A 14,780-nucleotide genomic window follows, 5' to 3' on the forward strand; every position below is an offset into this window, starting at 1 on the left:
CGGTTAGTCACCGTCTAGATGCTTCCCGATGGACTCCACTTTTTTAATAAAGTCTTCTTTATTTTTATCAACCGCATAATCCAAATGGTAGGTGTTGTGAAAGCCAAATCGCATTAATACGCCACTGCCTTTTAGATAAATGGTGTATCCGTCAACGTCTGAAAACGCCAAGATACCTTCATAGAGCTTACCTTCTTCCGTTACTTCACCATGTTTTTGTATCGTCTCGTAAACTTTTAAAATGGTTTTACTGTCTAGTTCATTTTTCATGATTATTCCCTGTATGGTTTTAGTATTACGTTATAGATTTAAGGTAAGATCATCCAAAATCAAGTTATTAAGTTAGTTTCTTTATGCACATTCAATTTTTGGGTACATCATCGGGTAGCCCAAGTCACACAAGAAATATGTCAGCTACGGCAGTGAGCTTTGATACGTCAAAACAGTGGGTGCTGGTGGACTGTGCTGAAGCAACTCAGCACCAATTGCTTAAAAGTAACTTATCAGTGCATAAGCTCAGTGTGATCTGCATCACACATTGTCATGGAGATCATTGTTATGGCTTACCTGGGTTGTTGGCTGCACTAAGCATGAGTGGGCGTACAGAGCCTGTACATTTGATAGCACCCCAAAAAGTGATTCATTTCGTTGCAGCAACCCGCGCTATGACAAGTTTGACTTTACCTTTTGATTTAGTCACGCATGCCATTGAGGCAGTGAAAGGCCAACTCGACTTTGCGTTGTGTGCTATCGATATTATTGCGCTGAAACATAGAGTACCCAGTTATGCATTTAAAATAACGGAAAAGGGAATTCCGAATAAACTGAAAATAGCTGCCTTACAGGCTCAAGGCATTGCTAGTGGTCCTCATTATAATCAATTACAAAAAGGGCTCAACGCACAGTATCAGGGAAAAACACTCAAAACGAACAAGTACACTTACCCCAGTTGGCGACCTAGGCGAGTGATAGTCAGTGGTGATAACGAAAAGCCAGCCTTACTCAAAGCACATTGCGAAGATATAGATATGTTGGTTCATGAAGCGACGTTCACTCATGCTGATTTACATAGAGTTGGGCTCCATACAGGGCATTCTGACGCAAAACGTGTTGCAAAGTTCGCCCAAAAATGCGCGATACCAAGGCTTGTATTGACGCACTTTAGTGTGCGCTATCATGGCCCGAATATGTTAGACAAGTTAGAACAGGAAGCTAGAATGCACTTCAGTGGGGAATTACACCTAGCCCAAGATTTCGATACGCTAACTATCAGCAAGCATTTGAGCGAGTAAGTTACAGTCCGTTTGCACTTGTTCGGCATATTGACGGCTCGAAGCAATTATGGTGTTGACATAGCTTGGCAAGGTGTCTAAACAGGCTTGTTGGAACAGTAAAGAGCGGCGGTCACCGCGCATATGCGTTAATGCTAAGGCAAAGCCACAGCTATCTGCAAACTGGGTAAAGCCATTTTTCAGTGCAGCACGTTTACCGAGTAATATATCTTCGGGGGCGATACCGACTCGGGCATGGTGTCGTGAGCGAATGAGCCAGTGTTTATCTAACCAAAACGCATCATCTAAAACTAGATCAGGGCGGCGCTGCATTTTGCGCTGACAATTTACCGTCAGGTGTGCGGCATTTAATTGATTGACAGGACTTAAATTTGGATAAAATGCTAGTGGTGCTGCGGTACGCTGCTGTTTAACCTCAACGATATGACAAAGGCTTAAGTCTAGTTCTGTTTCACTATTCACCTCAGGGCCGACAAGTAAATAGTAACGTTTCATATTATTAGAACCTGTACCTGCATTCAGGCGCTCCACGCAATCAAGAATTGTATCGTCAACGTAGGGAGAAAACGTGCTGACTATATCTTCAAACACCGCAGGGGAAAGAGACTCAAATCGTTCAGGGTTTTGTTTAAAACGTAATGGGAAAGTCGCTAAATCCAATTCTTTTGCCAGCGTACTGTTAGTCAAAAATGCGGCGCCACCGGCTTTTCGTTGTAATGCTTTTTGCCAGCGCTTGTGGAGTATGTGCTCTTTATCAAAGTGAGTTAAAGCAGATTGACTATTAATTTCGTGGCTAAGCGAACGCTCACATGCAGACAAATAACTGCTGATTAGTTGTCTCGCGGCTATGTCAAGCTGCTCTTGTGCCACTAATGGCTTTTGTCGAACTTTTACATCATCACTTTTAGCTTGCTCTCTTTTAGCGTGATCATGTGCCAGATATAGGCTCGTCACTAATCTAAAAATGTCCCAAACAGCGTGGCCTATACATGCATCATCAAAATCATTTGGCGCAAAAATCAATGTATCACCGTGCGAACCCTCTTCACTTATAAAGCCAAAGTTGCCGGTATGACAGTCTCCAACAATATTGGTTAGAGGTAAGGTGAATAGTTGTTCTGGAAGGGCAATATGGTTACTTTTAAAATCATGGTACATAAGTGCCGCACTGCCGCGAAAGAACAAATAAGGGCTACTGGCCATTTTTAAATGTTTGGGCAACTTAGCTACAGCAGGCACGCCATCAACGTTATTCAAAATAGATTCTATTTGATCTGCTCTTCTCATTGCATTCCCCTATAAATAGAAACGTCTAGGTATATTCAAAACCTTGGCGCCTAGCCGTTGTAAACGGATGTTCTTCAACGCTAACTTAAGTTTGTGACGTCTTTGTTACACTTTGTGGTCAAAAATGAACCCGTTGAACAAATGTGGTGAGGAAAGTACCTCAACTGGCTGAGCGGGACTTTTTATTTTAAATAGCACTTTAGTTATTGATTAAAAATGAAAATTCTTATTTAAGTATGTGAGTTTTGGTTTGAATACAGATATGTGACTCATACTTTCGGGTGGCTTGTTTATTTACTTTGTGCATAACCTAAACCACTCAAATTACGCATTGATTGCGTTGCTGTCAATGGATAAAAAATAGGGGCATGCTCATCCATAAAGTTGAATGTACCCAATTATTTACCAAAGATGTTTATTGTAAATTACTCAATACAAAATCTCACGTGAGACTTGTTTGTACATAAATTGACTACAGCGCGGCTTTTTTCATATACCTAATACGCAACTACTTAAGCAAACTTAATATTTACAAATAAGTGGTGTGAGTCGTACTTAGCAAAACGCTAAATAATAATAATTAGTGAGTCGATAGGATAAGATATGAATCATTTCAATCGTAGTAAGGTCGCCGTCAGTCTGGCATTACTGTTCGCGGGTAGCTCAGGCTATGCAGCAGAACAAGACGGAGTAGATGAAGTCGAAAAAATTCAAATTACGGGTTCTCGTATTCAGCGTTCAACCGCTGGTACACCCACCCCAACAACCATCATCGATTCAGCGCAAATAGCGTTATCAGGGGTCACTAATGTTGGCGATATTTTACGTGACTTACCTGCGTTCACTGGTGGCTCAGGTCGTTTAGGCACCGAAAGTAATGGTCAATTAGTCGGGGTTGAATTGGCCGATTTACGCGGACTTGGTACAAACCGTACTTTGGTATTGGTCAATGGTCGCCGTCATATTGGCAATAGCCCTGGCGACTCATCCGTTGATTTAAATAGTATTCCAAGTAACTTAGTTCAGCGAGTGGAAGTTATCACTGGAGCTGCCTCTGCTGTGTATGGGGCAGATGCGGTATCTGGTGTAATTAACTTCATTATGAAAAAAGACTATGTGGGCACTCAGGTAAATGTGCAATATGGTGAGTCCGCACAAGGCGATGATGAGAATTCAGTATTTAGTATTGTGCACGGTCTTGATTTTAATAGTGGTAAAGGGAATGCAGCGTTTACATTTGAGTACAACGACCGTAAAGAAGTGCGTCAAATGGACAGAGATTTTGCGTCGAAGGGTTTGTCTTGGGTTAATGCAAATGATCCAAGAGACCCAGAGTTTGACCCAAACAATCCGCCTCCTTATGAACAAAAGATTGTTGAAGACCTTCGTTTTCTCCCTTTAAGCGCTGAAGGGATCGTGGCTGCAGATCCGGGCTTTGGCCCAATTGGTGAACTCGGAGTCATCAACATCGACGAAAATGGTAATGTAACTCCTTTTGACACTGGTTTGTGTTTTGGTATTAAGTGTGTGGGTGGTAAGGGCTTCTCAATTCATGAGTATGGCATGATAAGCCAACCGTCAGAACGAGTGCTTGCAACGACCTCAATTAATTATGCACTCAACGATTCACATAGTGTTTTCTTTGATGCTAAGTATTCAAAAACAAAGGCGCAAACCACTTCACAGCCCGCTATCAGCGATGGTTACTTTGGCCCGTTTGCAATTGCTAAATTAGATAACCCATACATTCCTCAGTCGGTGCATGAGGTTATGGTGGCGCAAGGTATTGAGCAGTTGTTTATTCGCAAAGCGCATGCTGATTTAGGAAAACTTCCTAATAACAACACGTTAGAGCTTGCTCAGTTTGTGTTTGGTGGAAGCGGCGAGGTAAATGACGATATTAGTTATAATTTTTACGCCCAGTATGGCAGCAGTGAGCAAGATGATCGTCGCTTAGATAGGGTAACGGACAAGTATGTTCAAGCATTGGATGCTGTGCGTAATGAAGGCGGTGAGATTGTCTGTCGTGACTCCAGCAATGGCTGTGCACCGCTTAACCCGTTTGGTTTAAATGCGGCTTCTATGGAAGCGGTTGGCTTTGTTATGCAAGAAACGGGTACCAAGAGTAAAATTACGCAAACCGTTTTATCTGCATCAATTGATGGCAGCTTATATAGCTTACCTTATGGCGACATGTTGTTTGCAGTTGGTGCGGAATATCGTGAAGAAACAAGCGAAGCGCATCCAGATGAGATCTTACGCACAGCGAGAGTGACAAATGCGGTTTGGAATGCACCTCTGAATTCTGTTGAGGGTGAGTATGATGTGACAGAAGTGTATGGGGAACTTTATGTACCATTAATAAGTGATGTTTACTTGGTTAATGACTTAGTTTTAGAAACCGCTTTTCGCCTGTCAGATTACAGCAGTGTAGGCGAACATACCGCTTATAAATTAGGCTTAGACTGGACTGTTAATCCATCACTTAGGATCAGAGCATCTCATGGATTGGCAGTACGAGCACCTAATATTAATGAGCTATTTTCTCCTGAGTCAAGCAGCCCTGAACATGTGGAAGACCCATGTGATATTGACCGTATAAACAGCCCTAAAGATGCAGCTATTAGAGCAAACCGAGTCAAAAACTGTGCGGCACGGGGTGTACCAGAGAACTTCAACTCGCTTGCTGATGGTGCTTCACAGCCCGTATTTAAAGCGGGTAATAGAAACTTAAAACCAGAAGAGTCTACGACTTTCACCTACGGTTTTGTTTTTACACCGGAATCAATTGACAATTTCTCCGTGGGGATAGACTACTGGAAAATTGAGATTGAAGACGCTATCGCAACCGTGTCTACCAATTCGATATTGTCGCGCTGTGTTGACTCATCGTCCATTGATAACCAGTACTGCCAAGCGATCAGTCGTGGTGAAGATGGTAACTATACCAAAATTGTGGCCGAAACTTTGAATATTGCCCGTCTTGAAGCTGCAGGCTATGACCTAGAAGCGCATTATGGGCTGGATATGGCAGAAGCTGGTGAACTCAAGTTCAACCTTGTGGCATCTTTGATGGAAGAAAACAAAGACTATTATGACGCGGAAGATTTAACCAAGTTTAATTCTCGCGTTGATACACGTAATCGTCCTAAAGTGAAAGGCAATTTGAATGTAACCTATGATATTGAAAATGTTCAATTACATTTAGGCTTTAGATATCTTGGTAGCTCGAAGTACGATAATAAAGTGGCGGATAATTATTACGCGATAAACAAGGTTGACTCGGTGCTTTATACCAACATGCGTGCGGCTTACAGCTGGGATGACAATCTGGAAATGTATTTTGGGGTCAATAACCTAACTGACAAAAAGCCACAAGCGATACCAGGGATAGACAATGGTAGCGTAATGTATGATGCAATTGGCCGTAGTTACTATGCTGGTGTAAATTATTCATTCTAATGAGTTAACAACATATGCAAAAGGCCAAGTCGCATAGCAAACTTGGCCTTTTTATTTGGGATAAAGCGCGATTAAGCGTTGTTATCTCGCATTGGTACTTTCAAAAATTTTGTCTGCAGAAGCGGCTACAAAGCCTGTGTAAATTTCGCCATCCGGTTTGTTGTAACGCAGTGCAAACTCATAGAAGCAGCTTGGAATGCTAAATTCACCGTCGCTGAACTGCACGTTGAAGTGATCTGCAAGCGTTGAAGATTGTTCTAGTAACACCTCTGGTGAGCCTTTAATTTCTCCGCCTGAACTGTTTAGCTCAAAACCAGCATCTTTTAGCGCTTGGTTTACCGCTTCAATCGTTGTGAAGTTTTGTAAGTAGTTAATGCTCACTGTAAAGTGGTTTGCACGGTAACCCCATGCGGCCATCCAAGCTGCGTATTCGCTTTCTTTTAGCAATGCTTGATATGCTTCATGACTTACTTGCCAGTGAGTGCCTGAATATAGGAAGTTATCCGCCGTGATCGCGCTTTCGTCGATTTGTGCAACCATGTCTTTAACGATTGCTTGAAGTTCAGGTGAGAACTTCTCTACCAATAACTCAGAGATGAATACTTTTGGTTTTGTTGGATCTGAATGCTCAAAGTGCTTTGCATACAGCTTTTTAGCTTCAAAGTGGTACTCACCACACTCTTCGTAACCAACCGCTTTAAAGTGAGCTGCTAGCTTTTCTAGGCCTACTTTTTCAAGGTTGAAAGTACGAAGCGCGATGTGGTCATTGATCACGTCGTCTTGTTGTGTTGAACCAAGCAGCTCATGAACTTTAACTGCTGAAGGGGTTACCGAAAGGTAGTTATTCCAAAGTTCGTCAAATAGTTGATCAACATTGTTGTGCATAATGGATTCCTTAATAGTGCGGTTTATCCGCGTTAACTTGGTGCGATTAAGCTCGACGCAGCAAGTTTATAACGTAAACGTTCTTACTTTATCGCCTTCATTCAGCGTCAACGCTTTTGCAACTGTGCTATCAATTTGTAGAACATTGCTTTGTGCATCATAAGAACACTTATCGGTAAATGTAGCTCTAAAGTTTTCAAGTCTCTGATTTGAAATAGCGCGTGCTTTTGAGTTTACGCCGTCTTTAATTTGTATATTTGCTACAACAGAACGCTGTACGGTTCTGATGTTAGACAGTTTTGCTTCAACCGTAGGGCCCGCATCAAATAAGTCGATATAGCCTCTGTGTTCAAAACCTTCTTTTTGTAAAAGTTTAAGCGCAGGTTTGGTTTTTTCATGAACCTTGCCTATCACCGCCTGAGCATCTTTACTGAGCAAGTTTGCGTAAATAGGGTATTTTGGCATGAGTTCACTGATGAAGACCTTGTCACCTAAACCAACAAGGTGGTCGGCTTGTGGGAATTCGATGCTGAAAAAGTGCTCTTGTAACCATTTCCAAAATGGCGAGTTACCTTGGCTATCGCTGACACCGCGCATTTCAGCAATGATGGTATCGCTAAAGCGCGTTTCATGATCGGCCATAAACACAAAACGTGAACGGCTCAAAAAGCGCCCGGCCAAACCTTTTCGAAAAGGCTCTCGCAAAAACAACGTGCAAATTTCACTACAGCCCGTGTAATCGTTACACATGCTTAAAATATCAACGGTGTTATACACGTTTAGCGTACGAGAATGGTGAACGGTCTTGCCTAAATGATAGTGATACAAAGGGACTTGCATGCCCACGGCAGCTTCAATGGCTGTGGTGCCCATGATGTCGCCGGTTTCGCTATCTTCAAGCACGAACACATAGCCCTCATCTAGCGGCTCATTCACTTGCTTGGCAAAGCTTTGCTCTGACCGTTCGATCTTGGCTTGTAATAGCGCGTCATCCACTGGCAATGAGGTAAAGCCATGGCCTGATTCAATGGCAATTTGCTTAAAGGCAGCGAAATCGCTGCTGGTAATTGGTCTAAGTATTTGCATAGAGTTAACCTTTAGGAGGCACAGAGTGCCCCCTAAACCAATTAGCCGTTTACAACGTCAGCAACTGCTAGTTCAAAACGTGCTAAACCAGCTGCGATGTCTTCGTTTGGAATAACAAGCGAAGGGGTGAAACGAATTACGTTTGTACCAGCAACAAGTGTCATTAGGCCATGTTTAGTGCTAGCTACTAAGAAGTCTCTTGCGCGATCTTTAAAGCTATCGTTAAGTACAGCACCTAGTAACAAACCTTTACCACGTACTTCTGCAAACACGTTGTACTTCTCGTTAATTGCGTTTAAGCCATCGCGGAACAGCTGCTCTTTTACTTTAACTTGCTCAAGTACTTCTGGTGTGTTTACTGTGTCAAATGCTGCTTCAGCAACCGCACATGCTAGCGGGTTACCGCCGTAGGTCGAGCCGTGCGTACCAATTTTAAGGTGTTTTGCAATGTCAGTTGTGGTGATCATCGCACCGATAGGGAAGCCACCGCCCAGCGCTTTTGCTGTGCTTAGAATATCAGGCGTTACACCTAAACCTTGGTATGCGTATAGCTCACCAGTACGGCCTACACCTGATTGTACTTCGTCAAAAATTAATAGTGCATTGTGCTTGTCACAAAGTTCACGAACGCCTTGAACGAATTCTTGAGTTGGGCTGATGATACCGCCTTCACCTTGTAGTGGTTCCATCATAACGGCACACGTTTTGTCACTGATCAACGCAGCGAACGCATCTAAGTCGTTGTAGTCGCAGTGTACGATGTCAGCAGGCTTAGGGCCAAAACCATCTGAGTAAGCCGCTTGGCCACCGACAGTTACCGTAAAGAATGTGCGGCCGTGGAAGCCCTTGTTGAATGCGATGATCTGTGTTTTTTCTTCGCCATGGTTATCAAGCGCAAAACGACGTGCTAATTTAAGTGCTGCTTCATTCGCTTCCGCGCCAGAGTTTGCAAAATAAACTTTGTCTGCGAAAGTGGCATCGGTAATCTTTTTAGCTAGGCGTAGTGCAGGCTCGTTAGTCATTACATTTGATAAGTGCCATAACTTTTGACCTTGCTCAGTTAACGCGTTAACAAGCGCTGGGTGGCAGTGACCTAAACAATTAACCGCGATGCCACCTGCAAAATCAATGTACTCGTCACCCTTTTGATCCCATACGCGTGATCCTTTACCTTTTACAGGGATAACTTCTGATGGATTGTAGTTAGGTACCATAACCTCATCGAACAGTTCGCGATTAGTTTGCATGACGACTTCCTCATAATTTACTTCAATTTGTAATGCATCCTTTTTATACAATTTTATTGGATGCGCATTTGTTTCCATTATCACGATGATTAAAGTAAATTTGCAGTGCAAAATTGCGCAAAATGGTTAAAATAAAAGTCAAATTAACGAAGGTATTTGGCAAAATGATAAATTCACAAGACGAAAAGCTCATTTCTCTACTGCGAAGCAATGCACGGGCGAGTATTTCAGATCTTGCAAGAAGCTTAGATGTATCCCGCTCTACGGTCCAAAGTAGACTGCATAAATTGGAGCAATCGGGCGTTATACAAGGCTACAGTGTCGAGTTTGGTGCCAGTTATTTATCTGAGCTGGTGGAGGCACACGTTTCTATTAAGGTGAAGCAAAAACTCACCACCAAAACCAATATTGCTCTTAAGCACCTCCCCAATGTTAGTGCCCTTTATGCCATTAGCGGCGAATACGACATGATAGCGGTGGTAGAAGCACAAAGTTTGCAGCAACTCAGCATCATTTTGGATGACATCGGTAATTTGGAAGGGGTAGAGCGCACCAACTCGTCGGTGATTTTGGAAACCAAGTTTAAGCGTTAGGGTGGTCGTCTATAAAAATAAACAAGAAACGTGGGGTGGCGTTTTGTTTATTCCGATCCACGTTCGTATTGAGTTGGTTGATTATGTGGTGCAGTTACGTCATCCGGAATAGATTTCAAAAATTGGCTTGCTCTGGAAAAATCATTTACTGTGGTTTTGCACAGGTATAATTTAAGGCATTAAATTTTGCAGCGAGAGACCCCGTTAATTTTTGTACCAATTGTTCATCTGAGGTCTTGATTGTTAGTCCATCATATTAATTCGAGATAGGTTTTACTTCGTTAGGTAAATTATCATATTCTCGTTTAAGTAGATTCTCGTTTTATTTTAGGGAGGCTGTTGACTTTTTAAGGGTAAATTAGAAGTTAACATGTTAATATTTAGAGTTATTAAATTTGATAATTGGTGTGTAGTAGGGCTAATGGGTAGAACATTAACGCGAATTCACGCTAATACGCTGTTATAAATCAAGGATAGTCCAGTGAAACTCGAACTATGGGAGGGGTTAGATAAACATCCCGGTCAAAATCGGTTTATTGCTTCTTTAAATTATTCCTATGGGTTACTGAAAATTCAGGTTGAGTACCGAAAGCTGGATACATCTTATATTTTGATGTTTAGGTCACCAACGTATTTTAGGGTTATGGATGAGGGCGATTTGTTAAAGTTTCAGAGTCAATTTAACAAACCTATTTTTGCTGACAGCTTCATATTTGAAGCATTTGAAACTGACCTCATTGACTTTTGCCACAACGAAAAACAAGAAATACTTGATAAAAGTAAGTATCGGCATTTTATAATTGTATCTGACGATGATTTCATTGACGTTGTTACGTACGATGACGAACCAACTTTGGCTGTAATTGATTTATAACAAGCGCCTAAACAAAGGACTCAAAAAGCTTGGCTTGAGCTCCTTCGTCGCAATTTTAGCCAACCATTTTTCGCCAGTTAGGCGAGCGTTAGGCATTTCCACGCGGCCAGACCAAAATATATTTAAGGAGTGAATGTGACAGATAACTTGCCCGCGATACTAGGGGAACCATCAAAAGATAATTTCCCTGCAACAGTTGATGCCGAGATAGGGTATTTATCACAAGCAAGAAAGCTATTGGATGCAGGATTTCCTGATCACTCGCTTTTAGACATATGGAATGCAGCAGTGCACAACTTGCGCAGAAGAATCGAAGCTTATGGTATTGAGCTTTTTTCTTCGGCTGTAAAGGATGAAGCTGGCAGAAAAAAATATGATAAAGATGGTGAGACACTTGGTGAAAGATGGTCTGGTGTTGATGACCTCACTCTAATAAATGGTGCTACGAAGCTTGGTGTCTTAAATAAGAAGGCAGGTAAGTCTTTAGAGATGATTAACTGGATGCGTAACCACGCATCCCCAGCCCATGGTAGTGATGATGCTGTAGAAGCTGAGGAAGTATTTGGGTTAGCTCTAATGCTTCAAAAAAATCTCTTTGAAGCCGAAATGCCAGATCCTGGTCATTCACCGTCGGGTCTATTTGAACCAATTAAAAGTTCGGAATTATCCGAAGAGAATGAAGAAATATTAGAGACCAGATAAGAGCATTTAAACCTGGGGACATTCGCCTGACATTTGGATTCCTGCTAGACATGATCTGTAAAGGGGAAAGTCCTTCTCATGAAAATGCTAGTAAGCTATTCCCTGAGGCATGGGGAAGAGCCAACGAAGACTTAATGAAATCAGCCGGCCAGCGATATCATTCATATCTAGTAGACCCTGACTCAGATTCAAGTGACGATAATGGTGCAAAAATACGAGTTCTAGAAACTCTTGTGAAAGTCGAGGGCATTAAATACATTCCTGATGCTGCCAGAGCTAGCCTTTACAGGCATGCTATTAAACAGCTAGCTAAAGCGAAAGATACTTCCTACGGCTGGGGTGACGAAGAAAAAGCTGCAAAAGCACTTTCTCAATTTGGTCCTCATGTACCCTCCATTGCATTTGAAGATGTTTACCAAGAAATTTTGGCTGTCTGGTGTGGCAACTACTGGGGAAGATCAACTGCGCATGTCACTCTGAAGCCCTTTATTGATGCGCTTAATAGTAACCAACTCATGACTTTGGCGAGAATGTTTAAGGACAATGAGCGAGCAAATGGAGAGCTATTCCAAGGGAAACCTAGCGCGAAAGCGAAAGCGCTTTTAGATTACATTAGAGGGAAGCTTACGATTCAAGCTAGCATCGATGAGATCGATGAAATTAAGGATCTAATTGATGACATGTAAATGGCCTAACAAAGCGTGGCTGTCGAACAAATTTAACGCTGCGCAGCAAGCTCGCCAACAATCGCAACGTTAGGAGGCAGGATGAGTAAAATATTCCACTCATATATTAAGAAGTACCAATTTTTAACACCAGAGCGTCTTTACGACGAGTTTGTTGAGCATTTTGAAACCGAATTTACCAAAAATGACTCTACTATCTATCTGATTGCAAAGTGCAAGAAACCACATTGGGTGAAAGATTCGATCAAATTCTTAAGAGATTATAAATTTTCGGCCAAAATCAGAATTGATGACATTATTCATGCTGTTGAAATAGATATGGCTGAATTCTGGCATGTTATGCCATTTATGCAGGAGAACTTCCCTGATAAGTACTCTGTGGCTAGTTATTTTATGGCTAGGTCTGATTCTCTACCATGGAGACTTTTACCGAAGGATTTGCGTTACAAATTTTTATCTTCAGTAGATTCTATAAAAGGCGATGGAAAGCAATTGACTATCAATTGTGAGATCATGAAAAACTCTAACAAAGAGGCAAAGTCATTAACTGACATATTTTTGTATCAAGCAATAAATCACTATAACCTCCCTGAGCCCAAGTTGGATATCATCTATATTGGATCAAGCTTAAAAAGTACCTTTTCTAGGCTCCAGAAACATGAGAAGTGGGGTTGGATTCAATCTCAGAAAGCCCCAGATGAAGATATATTGGTTTATTTTTGTGAAATTGAAGGTGATGAGTTTACCGTAAATAGCCAGCTTGTTTCCCGCAATGATCACGGGCTAAGTCGAAAAGATGAAACTTTGATAACTGAAATGGCATTGATAAACTATTTCAAGCCAAAGAAGTACAATGACAAACATGTGGATCGAGATATTAAGCACTCAGAAAGAGTCAAGAACAAGCTAATTAATCGTGGTTACACTCAGGTTTGTGTGGAAATGCTCTTGGAAGGGAATATTGCCAAGCTTGGATCAAAGCATATTCCCCGGTATGGTGAGCATACAATTTACCATGATATTGCCTAACAAAGCGCTGCTACGGAAAATTCACTCGCTGTCGCTCCTGAATTTCCGCAGAGCGCGGCGTTAGGCACCTGAAAGGTTGGAGAGATTTATATGGATCAAGAAGAAGGAAAGCCACATAAAAAAGCTTGGCTTTCTCCTGTCATAACAACCGTCATAAGTATTCTAGTTGCTATAGGCTTAACGTGGTATCAGATTAGTAGAGCTGAAAGGGAGAGCGCAGAAGCGGAAATTGAACGAGTAAAAACAGTCAAATCAACGATGGTCTCGATAGTTGAAGATCATGTCATTAATAATCAGCCAATTGATATCCCAAGGCTGTCCAGGTTAATTGAAGTAAAGAGCCATGAGGTAGGAATAAAGTCGGGTATTAGGTTGCTAGAGGTAGTTCAATTGGCCGAATTAAACATCCTTAATAGCGGTTACTTGGATTTCAAAACAAAGGAAGAATATAAAGAAGTTTTTGACTCTATTTATTCGAGCGTTAGGGAAGAGTATAAAATTAATCATTCCGACGCCAAACACGCTGCCCTGATTGATGAAGTGGTAAAAAGCATAAAGGTCGGAAAAACAGAAGAGTCCGTAGCAAATCTTCAGCTTCTTATCGAAGCGTACAATGCCGATCTTAAAGACCTAGAATCAAAGCAGAGAAAAACCGATTCTATTTCCGTTTTAGTCAAGGCAATAGATGATGAGCCTAAACTGTTTTTGGTTTCAGCTATTTTATATATTGCTTTCATTATCCTATTTATGCCGCGTATGAAAAAAATAATTAGAAGAATACTGGAAACAGGGGATTAATCGTGCATAACAAGGCCATCAAATTCGCTCCCTATGGTCGCCGGGCGCTCGCAAGCTCACGCCGTTTATGGCAGCGTTGGTATGACTCCTACTGTCAAGTTAAACACACTGATCCTTGCCTAACTTTTTAAGCCATAATTACCTCAGCTCGAATTAGAGCGAGTTAATACATAGGATGAAGCAAGTAATTTCGTCGGTTTTCATGCTGATATTCGTTGGTTATTACTATTTCTAGTAACAGAGCAGACCTTACTTAGTTCGTCGTGGCACCTGTCTTCAGTCTATGTTCGTGGTTCAATGCTGTGTTAGCAGCATTGCCATCCTAACGCCGTCGGTGGTTGTGCCACACCCGATGCTTGACCCAATGCATTAACTCTAATTCGTTCATATTAACTGGGTACTCTCGATAGTCTTAATTTAGGATTTACCGGTGAGAGTACAATGTGTTTTGCAATGGCCCAGATATACGCAATCATTTCTCGCGCAATAGCCGTGACAACAAGGTTATAATGCTTTCCCTTACTGATTAGCTTTTTGTAGCGCTTGCAGAGCCTTACTTGTGCTTTCCAGGCAATATCAACAATCTGTTTTGGTAAACCTTCTTGCCGTTTTTGCATATCAGTTGAGATATTAGCGGCATACCTGTAGGTATGCGCTCCTTCAATAAGGAGGCGTCTAGCTCTACCATTACCACATTTTGTTATCGCACCGATATGACGTTTCCCGCCGCTTGAGAGTGAATTGTTGTTGGACAGTCGGTTATTTCATTTTATAGGGCTCCAAACCCACCAAAACATAGTGTGTTATAGTGAGCCAGTATGATGCAGGCTTACTTTTTT

13 protein-coding genes and 1 pseudogene are annotated in these 14,780 nt (G+C 41.8%); 8 read left to right on the forward strand and 6 right to left on the reverse strand.

The features are described 5' to 3' along the window. Nucleotides 1–3: 3 nt before the first annotated feature. Nucleotides 4–270, reverse strand: a complete 267-nt coding sequence (locus tag ACW689_RS13485; RefSeq protein WP_476292190.1) for a DUF3081 family protein — start codon at nt 268–270, stop codon at nt 4–6. Nucleotides 271–353: 83 nt separating this feature from the next. Here ACW689_RS13485 and ACW689_RS13490 point away from each other — a divergent pair, with 83 nt between their 5' ends. Next, nucleotides 354–1,292, forward strand: coding sequence for a ribonuclease Z (locus ACW689_RS13490; protein ID WP_476292192.1), 939 nt, complete (start codon nt 354–356; stop codon nt 1,290–1,292). Here ACW689_RS13490 and ACW689_RS13495 read toward each other — a convergent pair. Then, nucleotides 1,263–2,579 (reverse strand): DUF2252 family protein, encoded by a 1,317-nt coding sequence (locus ACW689_RS13495; protein WP_476292194.1) that lies wholly within the window; start codon nt 2,577–2,579, stop codon nt 1,263–1,265. The two genes, ACW689_RS13490 and ACW689_RS13495, sit on opposite strands and share 30 nt — an antisense overlap. A gap of 603 nt (nt 2,580–3,182) precedes the next feature. Between ACW689_RS13495 and ACW689_RS13500 the strand changes: the two genes are divergently transcribed. Further along, the gene (locus ACW689_RS13500) at nt 3,183–6,041 is read left to right on the forward strand and encodes a TonB-dependent receptor plug domain-containing protein (protein ID WP_476292196.1); all 2,859 of its coding nucleotides are present in this window, start codon (nt 3,183–3,185) and stop codon (nt 6,039–6,041) included. Between the two features lie 81 nt (nt 6,042–6,122). Here ACW689_RS13500 and ACW689_RS13505 read toward each other — a convergent pair whose 3' ends face one another. The 3 genes from ACW689_RS13505 to ACW689_RS13515 form a co-directional block, all read right to left on the reverse strand. Next, nucleotides 6,123–6,926, reverse strand: coding sequence for a 2-oxoadipate dioxygenase/decarboxylase family protein (locus ACW689_RS13505; RefSeq protein WP_476292198.1), 804 nt, complete (start codon nt 6,924–6,926; stop codon nt 6,123–6,125). 66 nt (nt 6,927–6,992) lie between these two features. After that, on the reverse strand, nt 6,993–8,012 hold the full coding sequence (gene astA / locus ACW689_RS13510; RefSeq protein ID WP_476292200.1) for an arginine N-succinyltransferase: 1,020 nt from the start codon (nt 8,010–8,012) through the stop codon (nt 6,993–6,995). Between the two features lie 41 nt (nt 8,013–8,053). Further along, nucleotides 8,054–9,259 carry an aspartate aminotransferase family protein gene (locus ACW689_RS13515; RefSeq protein WP_476292202.1) on the reverse strand — a complete coding sequence of 402 codons (1,206 nt, stop codon included), beginning with the start codon at nt 9,257–9,259 and terminating at the stop codon, nt 8,054–8,056. A 164-nt stretch (nt 9,260–9,423) separates the two neighbouring features. Here ACW689_RS13515 and ACW689_RS13520 point away from each other — a divergent pair, with 164 nt between their 5' ends. The 6 genes from ACW689_RS13520 to ACW689_RS13545 all read left to right on the forward strand — a co-directional run bounded on the left by ACW689_RS13520 (nt 9,424) and on the right by ACW689_RS13545 (nt 13,941). Next, the gene (locus tag ACW689_RS13520; protein ID WP_476292204.1) at nt 9,424–9,852 is read left to right on the forward strand and encodes an Lrp/AsnC family transcriptional regulator; all 429 of its coding nucleotides are present in this window, start codon (nt 9,424–9,426) and stop codon (nt 9,850–9,852) included. Between the two features lie 481 nt (nt 9,853–10,333). Then, nucleotides 10,334–10,726, forward strand: coding sequence for a hypothetical protein (locus tag ACW689_RS13525; RefSeq protein ID WP_476292206.1), 393 nt, complete (start codon nt 10,334–10,336; stop codon nt 10,724–10,726). Nucleotides 10,727–10,861: 135 nt separating this feature from the next. Further along, a complete protein-coding gene (locus ACW689_RS13530) occupies nt 10,862–11,428 on the forward strand; it encodes a hypothetical protein (protein ID WP_476292208.1) in 567 nt (188 codons plus the stop codon). A gap of 50 nt (nt 11,429–11,478) precedes the next feature. Further along, nucleotides 11,479–12,114: a hypothetical protein gene (locus ACW689_RS13535; protein ID WP_476292210.1), complete on the forward strand. Its 636-nt coding sequence runs from the start codon at nt 11,479–11,481 to the stop codon at nt 12,112–12,114. Nucleotides 12,115–12,195: 81 nt separating this feature from the next. Next, nucleotides 12,196–13,143 carry a hypothetical protein gene (locus ACW689_RS13540; protein WP_476292212.1) on the forward strand — a complete coding sequence of 316 codons (948 nt, stop codon included), beginning with the start codon at nt 12,196–12,198 and terminating at the stop codon, nt 13,141–13,143. A 90-nt stretch (nt 13,144–13,233) separates the two neighbouring features. Continuing rightward, on the forward strand, nt 13,234–13,941 hold the full coding sequence (locus tag ACW689_RS13545) for a hypothetical protein (RefSeq protein WP_476292214.1): 708 nt from the start codon (nt 13,234–13,236) through the stop codon (nt 13,939–13,941). A gap of 389 nt (nt 13,942–14,330) precedes the next feature. Here ACW689_RS13545 and ACW689_RS13550 read toward each other — a convergent pair. Then, nucleotides 14,331–14,675: pseudogene (locus ACW689_RS13550) on the reverse strand (IS110 family transposase); the annotation flags it as partial. Nucleotides 14,676–14,780: the final 105 nt, after the last annotated feature.

It is taken from the genome of Pseudoalteromonas sp. ABE4_541, assembly GCF_056312285.1.